Genomic DNA, 14,014 nt, shown 5'->3' with positions numbered 1-14,014 from the left:
AATATTAAACAAAAAAATAGGCGATTTTGTGTTTTTAGGAATTAGCATTAATTTATTAAAGCACTACACTACATTTAGATGGGATTGTCCTAAAATAGAATATCGTCATTAGACGATTGCTTCGAACTACTTAACTTCCCTTTTTGCAAACTGTTCTTATCATTCATATGTTCATATCCGTAAGGCTTTAAAAAGGTGTGCGCCGGACCATCAGGTTTTAATTGCATTCTTTCTATGAGCTCTGCCTGTTCAAGTTCCTTAATCCAACCACTTATAGTACGCTTGGATTTATTAAAATAGGCTGCCATGGTATCAATAGTTACCCAGGTTTCTCCAGTTTCGTTACCTGACATCAATCCCAAATACAAGTATAAACGTAAGGCGTTACCAGAAAGGTTTTTTAATAAGAACGTCTCTTTAAAAGGTTGAAAAACAGGAAAAAAACCAAAATTATTTAAGCCTCTCTTTTTCCATGAAGCATATTCGGCTCTATTCATTTCTGCCTGTCGTTTTTTCGGTAGTTCTTCACGGTTAAATGTCATATTTATCACCTTGGACAAACTATAACATAAAAATTGCATACTATCAAGACGTAGTCTTGAATGACCAATCTCAAAACAATTTTGATATGGATTATTAAGCATCTTTAATGTAGTTAAAAGCATCGAATCTAAAATTTAATTTGTCTTTTGTTTAAATGACAAATAGAAATTTGTTCTAGTAAATAGTATAATGGGGTTAACATTAATAAACCTAGTTAACCCATTGCTAATAGTATATTAATAGGTTAACTAAATGAAAGGATGTAAATATGGCTGATAAGACATTTGGAGTAAAAGTAAGCGAGGATCTGTATGAAAAAGTAAAAACGATGATTGAAAACAGTGGTGATTCTGCAAAAGAATGGTTCGAAAAAGCAGTCGCTATTTCCGAGTTGCAATCCATTAAACAAGGTGCAACGGATTACAACCAAGACTTGAATGAACTAGAAGTGCATACTAGCCGGATTTATGAACTTGTTTCTAATATGGTTCAACGATCTATCTACATTAAGGACCATGCGGTGAAAGAAATCTCTGACAAGTTGGAACAAAAAGAAGCAATCATTGGTGAATACCAAGAAAAGACTAAAACAGCAGTAGAAGAATCTAAGCAGACGAAGGAAGTCTTAAAAGTTATCGAACAGGAAAAAGAGGGGGCATTAAAGCAACTAGAGGATTTACGCTCCACTAATGAAAATAATCTGCTCTTGATTCATGAATACAAAGAGAAAAACGATACGCTAAGTGGTTTGGTCGCTAAGTACAAAGAATATGCTGATGAAAATGAGAAATTGAAAGAGCAATTCTCTAATGAACGTGAACGTCTACATTCCCAGGTGAAAGAAGTTAGTATTCAAAATGATGAGCTGCAGGACGAAGTCAGGGATTTAAAACAACAACTGGAGTTGCTGAAAAATAGTCATACTATCGAAATTGAACGTATTAATGAGAGAAAAGACTACGAAAAGGATAGAGCGTTGCTAGGAATCGAGAGAGAATATCAGCAGAGGTTATTGAAGTCAAACGAAGAGTATAACGAGAAGATAAAACAAATGTATGAAGAAGTAAACTCTCTGCGTAAGGAGTACGAGGAGAAAATTGAGCGATTGAAACAAGAAAAAAGTGAAGGGGATAATAGATAAAGGTAAATAAAGATCTAGACGACTCTACAAAGTAGGAATTGAATTTTCATGTATTGGTTAACCATGGAATTCGATTACATTAATGGTTAACATGGTTATGATGGTTAACCTAAATGAGAGCAAATATATATCCCCTTGATAAGAGGGAAACATTAAGTGTCCTTTTTTGCGGTTACTTACTTTGGGTGAGGGTTCAAATTTTGAATCCCCCAGTTGTTTAATGAGCTTATTTTTATGTTTTTAAATCGATATATCAAAATTTGATATATGACAGAAAAAATAGGATGTTAAAAGTATAAGGAGTATTTAGTAATGTTCCTGCTATAATTGATGATCAACTAATTGTACAATTAGTGGTGGATTATGGTCAGTGAATAGTTTTTTACCGCGCTTAATTTATAAAAAGGTGATGAAAAGAGGTGCTTTTTTTATGGATGCCGTTACTAAGTTTCATGTAGTTAAATTAAAACAAAAATTATTGGATATTGTCGTCTCACTTCAACAAGAAAGTGCATACGAAAAAGACCGAGTAATTGAAGAATTACAAGATATAATTAGAGAACTTGATGGTCTAGATGTAGAACTGAGCAGAGCAAAAAGGATATCACTAGAAGAAAGTTTGACAGAAGATGAAAAAGTAAAGTTGAATGAACTCAAACAAAACATGTTAGAGGCTACATCAGCGATGGAAGTAAAATATTACGAAAAACAGATTCATGATTTTATTGATAAAGTACTAAGAGATAGAATTTTATTGGTTTAATTAAGGGTATATTGAGGTATAATTGTGATTGATCTACTGAGAGAAGAGCAGTGGTCCTAAGCGAGAAATAACTCACCATCTAACTGGACATTATTATTAGGCAGGGTGGGTTATTTTTTTTTGCTGAAATTCCCTGCTAATTGAACTACGATGTTTCAAAAAATACCTGCCGTTTCTTCCTTTAGTTTCATAAAGGCCACAATATAGTTTTATCTCAGAAAAGAAGATTTTAACAATTAGCTTGGAAATCAATTTTTATTTTTGATATAATTTAATTAGATGATTTTAACTTTTCTTTTTGTTTTGCAGTTCTTAAAAGGAGCTAGCAGGTGTTCTAACAAACGATTGTGGTCTTTGGGCCGAGGAATTTTACAAAAGGGCAAGTTTGCCTTCGTGGGTATCTTTAATAAATATCTATTTGCATTAAGTAATTAGGTAAGAGTAATTTTTATTAATCTATTAAATGAGTGGTTTTCCGACGATTCTATTGTATGAATGGTCGTTTTTATTTGCCTTTTATGAGGAATTTAATATACAAAGCCCATGGCTTTGAGAGTAGTTTGTACAAGAAGTATCCTTGTACCTCTCTTAGCTATGGGCTTTTTTATATAGATTAAGAAATTAGATTGAAGGAGGAGTGATAGATAAGATAGCTTATTGCATTATCTAACTAAAAAGTGACAACCAGAATGTAGACATGGATATCAACGAAAGATCGATATCATGGACTGTAACTCATGAAGTATCGAGTCAGTATAAATTAAAGCGATAAGTTCATGTTCACGAAAGCCGAACAGAACAAACTGGTCTAAGAAGTAACCGGATCAGTTCATTAATCAAAAAAGGATATCAACGAAATATCGATATCCTGACTGCAGCTCATGAAATACCGAGCCAGTATAAATTAAAGCCGAATAAGTTCCTGTTCATGAAAGGTGAACAGAACAACTGATCCAAGGAGTAGCTGGATCCGTCCATTAATCAAAAGGATATCAATGAAAGATCGATATCATGGACTGTAGCTCATGAAGTATCGAGTCAGTATAAACTAAAGCGGATAAGAATCATGTTCATGAAAGCCGAACAGAACAAACTGGTCTTATGGAAGTCAGGAACAGTATAAATGATTTAATTCGAGGCTAAAATTGCTCGCCTCGTTAAAAAATGAGCGGACTTCATTGTAAGTTTGAATTTTAAAATACCACACCTTATGGGACAAAATAAAACTTTCTTGATGGCTATTGGTAATTGATTTTAGGTTTTATCCTTTAAAGGAGGTGAAACGATGGCAAGAAAGCGTCGTAGTAGTATCGTGCATCAAGTATCTCAAGCTATTAATGCTGTCAATCGAATTGGAGAATCCAAACGGGAAGCCAAGCATAAAGGGGTACCTGGTATTCATTCTATTAAACAGGTAAGAGAAACCTTATCAGCTGCACAAAATTTCGTCAAATGGATTCGTGAAAATGAAGGAATTAAAAGTATCTATGATTTGACAGAAGAACACTACATAGCATATTTAGAGCACTTAACGGCATTAGAACGCTCTGCAGGTCATAAACAAAATGTTGAAACTGCACTAAGGCACTTGCAGAAGGGAATGGAAATTCGAAGCCTAGATCGAGGGTTAAAACCTGTTATCTTCGTTCCTGAAAAAAGGATTACTAATTGGCGTGAATTGAAAAAAGCGGAAAATCGCAGTTATTCATCTGAAGAATTTGAATCAATGCTTCCTTTTCTATCTGTCAATGTTCAGGATTCAGTAAACCTTATGAGATATATGGGATTAAGAGTGCGTGAATCATGCAAAATCAAGGTTAAACATTTCAAGAAATCTTCGGGGGGATGGGTACTCAATATTTCATCTGAAGAAGCTACTGGAATCACAAAAGGAGGACGTCATAGAAAAACACCTGTACCTCCAAAATTTCAGGAAAAATTAATCCTAATACTAAAGGATAAAGAGCCAGACAGTACGGTTGTATCTGTTAAGGTTGCTACTGTAAGAAGTGCTGTAAATGCAGCTTGTAAAAAAGTAGGTATAGACCAAAATGGTCGGGGAACCCATGGGTTTAGGCATTTGTATTGTCGTGATAGGTTACGAGAATTATTAAGAGAAAAAGGAATCATAAATAAGGGAGAAGTGATGCTAGAACGTATTATGAAAAACAGGGACAAAGGGAGAAAAGCTGATTATAGCATTTTAACCGAACAAGATATTAAAGTTTACAATCTATTAAAAGGTGCGATTGACCAGGTACACGAAGAGATTGGCCATGGTGAGGACAGGTGGGATCTCGCAGAACGATATATGCGATAAAGGAGTGATTTTTAGTGATTACAGAAAAAACACTGGAAGAGCAATTGCGTGAGGAGATTGAACGACAAAAAGTACATATTAAAAAACTCCAGGGAGACGTAGGAAAATGGAAGCGAATGGCTCGGGAACAAAAGTCAAAACCCGAGTTCCTTAGAGAGCAGCATGATGAGCGCGGTCGGCATATTATTGAAATGCATTTAAAAGGTATCCCAGGTGATGTTAGTTACCTAGAAGCATTAGAGCATCTCAAATATGAAGTGTTGCCACATTATTACCCATATTATTATTTAGCTTGTTATCAATCAAAAAAAAATGATGGATGGGTTGCGAGGATAGCGAAAGAAGATATTGTCGATATGAGTTATATACCAGCAAATCACGATGCTAATTCGAAAGAAGTGTTAAATAAATTTTACTGGGATTTATACAATCAATTAAAACGATATAACCACTACTTTTCTTCTGTTGAAAATATCTCTAAAGATGATGTTCCTAAAGTAGAGGTATTACTTTTTTTGATAAACAGAATGATGGAAAAAATACTGGAGGTAGAATTTTAAATTTTTGGGCTTCTACAGTCTTTTAGGGAACCTTTATGGGATTTCAATTCTTATATGACTCGTATAGCGTTTATCGGAAAGAGGAGTTTTATTGGAACGAAACCATTTGAGAAAGTTAGGACTTCACATATCACCAATATAGATAGAAAACTGATTTTTTAATTGAAGAGTTTGGGAATAGTGCCTCCAAAATTGATCCTGTGATATTTCGGTTATATCTTCCAATGTATTTTATGATTCTTGAAAGGAGAAAGAAAAACAGAACAAAACAGTAAAACGGAAATAATAAAAAAGAAATAAATATATTATTTTTTTTAGAGGATTTTCATTGCTTGATAGAGAATTACCATTGTAATACCATTTTTGTTAATAAAATGGTAAATAAAACTCGGGGGTCATTTTTATGAAAAAATTAATTGGATTATTAGTAGGGGTCAGTCTAGCTTTTACTTTTCTTATTCTACCTCAAGGGCAGACCTTCGCATCAAACGTATCCTTAGAAAAGGATATTAGCACTCAAGCAACTTACAGTAGATATGTGGAATATGAGACTGATAGAAGCGGAAATTGGAATCCACCATCATACTACTATTATAAAGATAACTTTGGATATGCTGGAAGTATTCCACTAATCTCTAAAAGATACTACCCTGATTTGAATTTTACACAGGTAAAATATGGTGGCTATATATACTGTCAGGGTACGTGTCTGATTCCTTAAAACATTTATCTAAAGAGGAACTAATTTTGTTGCAAATATAGCCATGTTTAGCTGATTTGGATATTATTATGTGATGATAATCAGCTTAAGAGTTGCCTCATTCATATCGTAGTTTATATTTGGAATATAAAAGTGTGGTAGATTGTTTAGCAAAAAGTAGAAGAGGAATATAGAGGATTGCCTTGTTAATTTAACAGTGTATTATAGATACCAATAGTATTTTAGATTTGTCTAGCCACTCTATTAGAGAGTGGTTTTTTCATGTCTTAAGGATAGAATACAGAAGGATCTTTAAAACAAAAATTTTAGTTCTATTATTTCTTTTTATATATAGATTTTAAATATAAAACAAATATTGGAAGTGAGGGCTAATATGAAATTAAAACAACCAAAAAAACAATCATGGGCGAAATCTAGTCTTATTTTTTTTATAAGTTTTTTCACTATTATATTATTTGTTCCTACACTTATAGTTATGCCATATAATAATCAGGCTAAAACAGTTACAAACCAAACAACTCAAAATCTATCAACAGCCGAGAATGTATCAATTAAAAAAGAAGAACAAGATATTGAAACAAGTGATTCTCCCTTTTCTGTTGAAGTGTTTCGTTCGAAACAAAATGTGGTAGAAACACTACCTTTAGAAGAGTATGTTGTAGGTGTTGTAGCCTCTGAAATGCCAATTTCATTTGAATTGGAAGCACTAAAAGCTCAAGCTTTAGCAGCAAGAACATTTCTCGTTTATCGAATGCTTTCTGAGTCTAAAGTTAGTGTGCCTAATAATGCTGAAATCACAGATAATCATCAGTTTCACCAAGTCTATAAAAATAAAGAAGAATTGGCTGACCAATGGGGAAAAAATTACGAAACTAATATTGCTAAAATTCAAGAAGCAGTTAACTCTACTAAAGGTCAAATTATTACTTACGACGGAAAACCAATTGATCCATCTTTCTTTTCAACTAGCAATGGTTATACTGAAAACTCGGAGGATTATTGGAGTAACAGTTACCCGTACTTAAGAAGTGTGGAAAGTCCTTGGGATAAAGAATCCCCTAAATTTAAAAATGAAAAAACATTAACAATTGCAGAAGTCGAACATGCGTTAGGTATTCAATTAGAAACGAATTCGGATATTATTGGGGAAAAAAAACTTACAAAAAGTAAAAGAGTAGATACCATAAAAATAGGCAATAAAGAATTTTCAGGAGTATTTGTTAGGGGGAAACTTGAACTGGCCTCCAATGATTTCGATATCGAACAAAGAGATGGGCATCTGATTTTTACAACACGAGGTAATGGCCATGGTGTTGGTATGAGCCAATATGGCGCAAATGGTATGGCAAAAGAAGGGAAAAATTATAAAGAAATAGTCAAGCATTACTATCAGGGGGTAGAGATAATTAATTTAGAATCTTTTACCGAATTGGTAATGAAATAATAAATTGTCTTTTAAGTTACTTATTATAGATTCGGTTGCTTAAAAAGTCTGTATTAAGGTAATAATTATAACTTTACTTTACTCTCCCCCTAGGGTAGACAGATTAAATAAATCTGGTATTACCTTAGGGGGATTTTTTGTCTAACAAATGATATTCAAAAAAAATTTCTTATGTTGAACGAGGTACGAATTATACTTGATTACGCTTGGAAGGAGAAAAATCAGAGAATAAACTGAAAGAAAATGAAAAAAGATAGAAAGATGTACGTTGGCCATCCATGTAGCAGAGTTTCACCAAAGAAAATGAAAGTTAATTACGTTCTTTCATGGTAGTTAATACCTTTTTGCTAAAAAGTTTACCCCAAATTATAATCCGGAAGTTTCCCCTTCGAGGCCTTGTTATTTTCTAAATTTCGACTTTTGTTGTAGATAATAGTCAAAGCTGATAGAATAATAGATAAATAGAAAAACCCCTACTGTTTGGCGACGGCGGGGTTTCTCACAAGTGGAAGGATTGTACACCTTCAAATATATAGGGATTATTGTACCCTTTTTTCAAAATTCATTTGTTATTACTATACCACAGGTGTACAACTCTTTCCACTATGGAAGGAGAAAAAATTAATGGAAAATACAAACGCTATAGAAAAAGCTCAATATCATGCCTGGTTCCATCATCATGATGCTGACGGCTGGATTACAGTAGCGAAAAAGACAGATACCGGTAAATTCAAACAATACCACTATGGACCTGAAGAATTAGCGGACGAGCTCACAAAATGGCTAGGTGAGGACGTTTATTTCAGTCAGAATACCTTTTATAAGCCCCAACGACAAATCGAGAATATAAGGCAACTAAGGTCGTTATACGTAGATCTCGATTTTTATCTATTCAATTACGATCCCTCCTGGGTAATGGGAAAGTTAGAACATGAATTTTATGGCCATTCTATCCCAGAGCCTAACATCCTTATTTTTAGTGGCCAAGGTATGGTCCTTATTTGGTTAATTGAACCGGTACCTTATAAAGCTTTACCACTTTGGCAAGCTGTACAGAATCACTTTTTGAAACAACTCTCTGAATTAGGCGGAGATCCGAAAGCTGCAGATGCTGCTCGAGTATTTCGCATTGCTGGAAGTATTAATTCAAAGAACGGAAATGAAGTTAGTGCAGAATACAGGCATGACTATCGATATGCATTGAGAGATATTCAAAACGATTATCTTCCAGACTTGAGCGAGGTATTTTCTAAGAAAGTTAGAAAAGGCAAAAAAGGTCGTAAAAAGAAAGTAGTTCAGCTTTTTAATACATACAAACTTCATTATGCTAGATTACTTGATTTGGTGAAGTTGGTGGAGTTGCGCAATTATAATGTGTACGGCTACCGTGAAACAATTTGTTTTTTATATAGATATTGGCTATGCTGCTATACAAACGACCCGTCAGAGTCGTTAAATCAAACTCAGACGTTTAATTTGCAATTTGCAGATCCTTTACCATTGCGAGAGGTAGAAAAGGCCACAAGAAGCGCAGAGAAGGCCTGGTATGCACGTAATAATGAGGAAGCAAACCGAATTGCGATGGAAAAAGGGTATCCAGGTGCAGGATACAACATTAGTAATAAAAAGCTAATCTCATGGTTAGATATCACACCTGAAGAAATGACGCATTTAAAGACGATTATAGACCCAGATGAAAAGAAAAGGCGTAAAACTATTGCTAACCGGGAAAAACGTCGCAGCGAGGGAGTATTAAAGCGAGAAGTCTATATAAAACAAATGCATGATAAAACAGATGACAATATGTTTAAAATTCATGAGATGATTCAACAAGGAATGAAACAAAAGGAAATCGCAGAGAGACTAGGCTTATCAAAAGGGCGTATTAGCCAATTAATTAAGGAAATAAAAAAAGTTTAGTGGTCTGTACGCTTATATTAATGGGGCGTAGCCCCTGTCTCTTCTTCCTCTGGTTATCCACATATCCACACTCTTGTATTCTTTATTATGGCGGGCCTCGAGCACTCTATTATTTTAAATGTGCGTATAGAGGATATTTAGGGGTTTTGTGAGAAGTTACTAGTATTAGATTGTTAGCTATTATTTTAGAAGATATGATGTTTTTTAGGAAACAAGTTATATTAATTTTAAAGTATAAGAGGTGTATTTATGGTGGCGACTGTTTTAACATTTGGAATTAGTAAAGGTGGATGCTCGAAAACGACTTCAGCAGGTGTAACAGGTTATTTGTTAAGTAAAGAGCATAAGGTACTTGTTGTGGATATGGATTCTCAGGGAAATATGACAAGTTTACTTACTGGTGTTATGGATATCTGTGGGGAATTTGAGGAGAAGACTATTTTAGAAGGTATTAAAGTTGGAGATGTTAGACCGTATATTCAACAAGTTACGGAAACTTTACATCTTGTTCCTAGCAATGATTATTTAGCAACTTTACCTAGATTTTTATATTCTTCTAATTTTAGTGGTAATCCAGTATTAGCGTTGAAAGAAGCTTTAAGTTCAGTTATGAACGATTATGATTTTATTATATTAGATACGGCACCTTCTTTATCAGAGAACACTATTAATGCTGTTGCAGCTAGTGATTATGCGGTTGTGATGTTTGATGGTAGTCAGTTTTGTTATTATGCGATTGATAAGTTTATAGAGATATGTGAAGCTGCTAAAGAAAAGGTTGGGTCAAATGTACAAGTAGCAGGTATTTTATTTAGTATCGTAGATCCACGAACCTCGGATACAAAGGCAATGTTAGAATTAATTGATTCAGAGTATGAAGGCCTTCGGTTTGAAACTTTGATTAAGCGTAAAGCGGCTACAAAAAGATTACCAATTTATGGTTTTTGGGAAAATCCTGAATTGAATGATGCATTAACCCCATATTATTCATTTGTAGAGGAGTTGAAGGAACGTGTCAAAGCAACAGCAATTATTTGATCGTATAAATAAAAATAAGAAGAAAACGGCGGCTGATACAATGTTAGAATCTATGAAACAAAAAGATAGCAATAGTAGTACTGATGACGATAACAACATGGATATTGCTAGCAATAAAAATATTAATATTACTAATGATAATAATATGGATAAAAGTATTACTTTTAATAACAATATTGATAGTGATGTTGAAGTTAAAACAAGTAGTGTTAATGATACCAGAAATAATAGTACAATGGATTCCACTTTGAATATGGCTAATTTAGATGCTTTGGACGCATTATTTAAGGATAATCAACCTAAGAGTGTGACTCATACATATCGAGGTTTTTATTTAGAAAATGACATAGTAAAAGTGTTAGATCGTTTAGCAAAGAAGGGGGGGAAAGGGATAAAGAGTCAGCTTGTTAATGAAGCGTTAAAGAGGATTTTTATAGAAAAGGGATGGATGAAGTAATTTGAGAGGATATAAGGGTTCTAAAAAAATTTACAATTTAAAACTTAATTGTAAATTTTTTTAGTTTATTAATAGTGAATATTACTATCTAATTGAGCTAGTGAAGACAGAGGTGAGCTCCTTTCAAAAAAACATCACTATTAACCACAGCGTTGGCTGCTTGCCCTTGGCCGTCGTGTCACTTTTTAGTGATTGTTGGAGGGAGTGGGGGCTCCGCCAGTGGAACTTTTAAGTGACGTGGTAGGCTGTTTGTGAGGATGGATTCCTAAAGGCTGTTTTTTCTTCATCCACAATAAAAACACTTACCACGGACACAAAGAAGGTCAAGGGATATGGGAGTGCTACTTTATTAGAATCAAACATTCTGCATCACTCTATGGCAATGGTGGTGCTATCTGATGTCTTTATTCAAATAGAAGTTCTTAAGATTGTAATTAATAGTAATAATACTAGCAACATTAATATTGCTAGTATTATTACTATATATATTGATATTGCTAGTAATTGTAAAAGCGCAATTGATAGAATTGGTAACGCTAAAAGCAATAGTGAAAGTGGTGTTTAATATATATTACCTATGATAGATGGTTTGGATGCCATTGTATGGGACCATCGGAAGTGTGTAATTCAGATATATCAAATCGGGGATATTGCTTTTAAACGGTGCGGTAATTGTCCTGCTTTTTATAGTTATAGTGATTATTAAGGAGAAACAGGCTAGGGTCGCAGATTGTGTAATGATATTTACGAGTTTTGTCTTGTATCATTGTTACCTCAAGCAATAGCTAAGTCTTATGCAAATTTTAAAGAGGAACAGGAAGAAAGATATTTTACGAAGATGTATAAAGAAGATCAACGAGAAATGAATAGTGGTCCATCTAGACTCTGGGGGGAGTAGAACCTGAAGAAACGAAAAGCATGAGTAAATATCATAACAAATTGTGAAGGGTTATGTACATTACATATATAAGGAAAAATCCTAAGGCGTTCGAATAGCTCTGTTGTAGGAGGTATTGCTCAAAGCTGTATAACGAGCTGTTATTTAGCTGTAGGAAAGTTCTACATTATTGGTGACTTTATTTAGAATGACGGCAAACTTTGTGGGCTTCATAATAGCTTTTATCCTGCTGATTTTATACTTGGTTAGTTTGATGAGGGGGGAAAGTTTTGAAAATTATTAAAAGAATCAGATAAAGTTACTAAAAACATATTAGATAAATGTTTTACGATGCACTATCCAAACAAAGAAATTGAACTTCATGATGCAGCAATTCTAGGGCTACTTGAAGATATGATTGGAAAAACCTCATCCTTGATTACTCTAGTTGAAAACAAAAATTATAATACATTAGATGCAATTGCTAGAATGATGTTCGAGAATTTTATATATCTGAAATTCATGCTAGAAAAAGATACAAGTAATAGAGGTGCAGCTTATATTTACTCATTAAAGAGAAGAGAACTTAGAATTTTTGATTCTATAGCAGAACAGACTTTAGTAGGGAGTAAAGTAAGGAGTTTTTTGAATATAAAACGAGATAAGTTCATAACCGATTTTCCGAAGTTTTCAGACCTAAACTATAAAGAAGAGATTGAAACCTTTAACCCATACGATAAAAAAATTAAGACACAAAAGTGGTACAATTTTAATGGAAGAATCAACAATTTGCGCAAGTTGAGTGCTTACCTAGACATAGAAGATCAGTATATTTTACTTTATCAAATATTTTCAGGGGAAGTACACGCACAGGAATCACTAAAGTATTTTCACTTTGAGGAGAATTATGTAACTGTCTTAAGGAAAGAAGTTGACTCTAAGACTCATATCAGTATTGCTTCAAATTTTATGATTGAAACCATTAGATCTGTTTATTCTTATTACGGTTTAAAAGAAGAAATAAAAGTTTTCAATAACATTATAGCTGCTAATTATAGGTATAAATAGTTTTACTAGCTAACATTGAACGAGCGATACAGTTATTTAATTTCTGTAAATGGTAAGTGGTCCGCCTTGTCGTGGACCAGTTCACCCCGTCAGTTAACCGACGGGGAATTGTAGGGGCTCAGCATTCAGCTACAGCCTCTTTTGTCTTTTCTTGTTCTTGGATCCAGGCATTAATGTGTAAATGTTATCTTTATGAACACACCTATGTATTCGGTAACATCTTCAGCTGTTAAAGTGTTTCGTTGCAAATGATTCACTTCCAGCTCCCAATAAACCAGGTCAATTAACTATTTCTCTTTTTCCTCGGGGGTATAAGCCTTAATAAGAATTTCTTTAACCTCAACCCTATTGTATAAAGCATATAATCAAAACCTTTCGTATATGTTTTTAGTCTTGATATTTAAATATCAAAGACAGCTAATAAAGTAAATAGACTCTAAAAGGGATTGAAACAATTTCGTTGGCTTTGTATTATTGGGCCTAGTGAAGGATCATTATAATGCGGTGTTTTTTGTGTGTTTATTCTTGTTTAACTGCTTCTATAGTCAAACGAGAGATAAACATTCTTATCGCTTATTCTTTAGTTAATTAAATTATTTTTTTTGACTATCCTTTATTGTTTTAGCCATTGCTAAAAATACAATAATAACAAAAATTATAGAAAATATAATTACAGATGACACAATATCACCTCATAACATTTTTCTAAATTATACCATAATGAAGGGGACCTCTGTTACCTTACTAAAAGAGGTGCGAATTAGGGTACTAATTTATGCATAATTACACTAATTATCCCATTATATCAATAAAAAGAAGCAGTTAAATCCATATAGGGGTCCTACCAACAAAACGCGGAAAACATACGCTAAGCAAATTTCGACATGGAAAAAGCTGATTTTCTATACGCTAAGAAAAATCTGCTTTATTTTATTGGATAAGGGACCGGAGTGAATTTAAATTTGCTACTTTGTTTATATCAAAGGTGAACTCTCCAAGAAAATTAATGTGTTCCCATCTTAAAAAGTGTTAGGGGTAATATCTGAACATAAATTTATTTACGGGGTAGCGTCAGGAAACCGCATTTATCTTAACTTAGATGTGAGAACTATTAGAATATCAATGGTTCTCACATCATTTACATATATTCGATGTAAAGGTT

11 protein-coding genes are annotated in these 14,014 nt (G+C 33.6%); 10 read left to right on the top strand and 1 reads right to left on the bottom strand.

Annotation, left to right across the window (positions count from 1 at the left end):
• Positions 1–89: 89 nt before the first annotated feature.
• On the bottom strand, positions 90–542 hold the full coding sequence (locus tag ACR65M_RS24315; RefSeq protein WP_440274636.1) for a helix-turn-helix domain-containing protein: 453 nt from the start codon (positions 540–542) through the stop codon (positions 90–92).
• Between the two features lie 269 nt (positions 543–811).
• On the opposite strand from ACR65M_RS24315, the gene ACR65M_RS24310 reads away from it, so the two are divergent.
• The 10 genes from ACR65M_RS24310 (at position 812) to ACR65M_RS24265 (ending at position 12,852) form a co-directional block, all read left to right on the top strand.
• A complete protein-coding gene (locus tag ACR65M_RS24310; RefSeq protein ID WP_440274635.1) occupies positions 812–1,684 on the top strand; it encodes a coiled-coil domain-containing protein in 873 nt (290 codons plus the stop codon).
• A 370-nt stretch (positions 1,685–2,054) separates the two neighbouring features.
• Positions 2,055–2,447: a hypothetical protein gene (locus ACR65M_RS24305; protein WP_440274634.1), complete on the top strand. Its 393-nt coding sequence runs from the start codon at positions 2,055–2,057 to the stop codon at positions 2,445–2,447.
• Between the two features lie 1,285 nt (positions 2,448–3,732).
• Positions 3,733–4,767, top strand: a complete 1,035-nt coding sequence (locus ACR65M_RS24300; protein ID WP_440274633.1) for a site-specific integrase — start codon at positions 3,733–3,735, stop codon at positions 4,765–4,767.
• Positions 4,768–4,781: 14 nt separating this feature from the next.
• A complete protein-coding gene (locus ACR65M_RS24295) occupies positions 4,782–5,327 on the top strand; it encodes a hypothetical protein (RefSeq protein ID WP_440274632.1) in 546 nt (181 codons plus the stop codon).
• Between the two features lie 403 nt (positions 5,328–5,730).
• Positions 5,731–6,048: a hypothetical protein gene (locus ACR65M_RS24290; RefSeq protein ID WP_440274631.1), complete on the top strand. Its 318-nt coding sequence runs from the start codon at positions 5,731–5,733 to the stop codon at positions 6,046–6,048.
• Positions 6,049–6,421: 373 nt separating this feature from the next.
• Positions 6,422–7,492, top strand: a complete 1,071-nt coding sequence (gene spoIID, locus ACR65M_RS24285) for a stage II sporulation protein D (RefSeq protein WP_440274630.1) — start codon at positions 6,422–6,424, stop codon at positions 7,490–7,492.
• Between the two features lie 624 nt (positions 7,493–8,116).
• A complete protein-coding gene (locus tag ACR65M_RS24280; protein ID WP_440274629.1) occupies positions 8,117–9,412 on the top strand; it encodes a winged helix-turn-helix transcriptional regulator in 1,296 nt (431 codons plus the stop codon).
• Positions 9,413–9,661: 249 nt separating this feature from the next.
• Positions 9,662–10,450: a ParA family protein gene (locus ACR65M_RS24275; protein WP_440274628.1), complete on the top strand. Its 789-nt coding sequence runs from the start codon at positions 9,662–9,664 to the stop codon at positions 10,448–10,450.
• Positions 10,425–10,907: a hypothetical protein gene (locus tag ACR65M_RS24270; RefSeq protein ID WP_440274627.1), complete on the top strand. Its 483-nt coding sequence runs from the start codon at positions 10,425–10,427 to the stop codon at positions 10,905–10,907. The genes ACR65M_RS24275 and ACR65M_RS24270 overlap by 26 nt, the downstream gene beginning before the upstream one ends.
• A gap of 1,228 nt (positions 10,908–12,135) precedes the next feature.
• The gene (locus ACR65M_RS24265; protein ID WP_440274626.1) at positions 12,136–12,852 is read left to right on the top strand and encodes a DUF5677 domain-containing protein; all 717 of its coding nucleotides are present in this window, start codon (positions 12,136–12,138) and stop codon (positions 12,850–12,852) included.
• Positions 12,853–14,014: the final 1,162 nt, after the last annotated feature.

The sequence above is a fragment of the Ferdinandcohnia sp. SAFN-114 genome (assembly GCF_059415045.1).
Note: the sequence above shows the minus strand (reverse complement) of the source record. Positions and strands in the feature narration are given on the sequence as shown.

What these genes read in the sequence shown, in the direction of transcription:
- ACR65M_RS24315 (WP_440274636.1), bottom strand. Translation starts at nt 542, where the DNA reads ATGACATTTAACCGTGAAGAACTACCGAAAAAACGACAGGCAGAAATG.
- ACR65M_RS24310 (WP_440274635.1), top strand. Translation starts at nt 812, where the DNA reads ATGGCTGATAAGACATTTGGAGTAAAAGTAAGCGAGGATCTGTATGAA.
- ACR65M_RS24300 (WP_440274633.1), top strand. Translation starts at nt 3,733, where the DNA reads ATGGCAAGAAAGCGTCGTAGTAGTATCGTGCATCAAGTATCTCAAGCT.
- ACR65M_RS24290 (WP_440274631.1), top strand. Translation starts at nt 5,731, where the DNA reads ATGAAAAAATTAATTGGATTATTAGTAGGGGTCAGTCTAGCTTTTACT.
- spoIID (WP_440274630.1), top strand. Translation starts at nt 6,422, where the DNA reads ATGAAATTAAAACAACCAAAAAAACAATCATGGGCGAAATCTAGTCTT.
- ACR65M_RS24280 (WP_440274629.1), top strand. Translation starts at nt 8,117, where the DNA reads ATGGAAAATACAAACGCTATAGAAAAAGCTCAATATCATGCCTGGTTC.
- ACR65M_RS24275 (WP_440274628.1), top strand. Translation starts at nt 9,662, where the DNA reads ATGGTGGCGACTGTTTTAACATTTGGAATTAGTAAAGGTGGATGCTCG.
- ACR65M_RS24265 (WP_440274626.1), top strand. Translation starts at nt 12,136, where the DNA reads ATGCACTATCCAAACAAAGAAATTGAACTTCATGATGCAGCAATTCTA.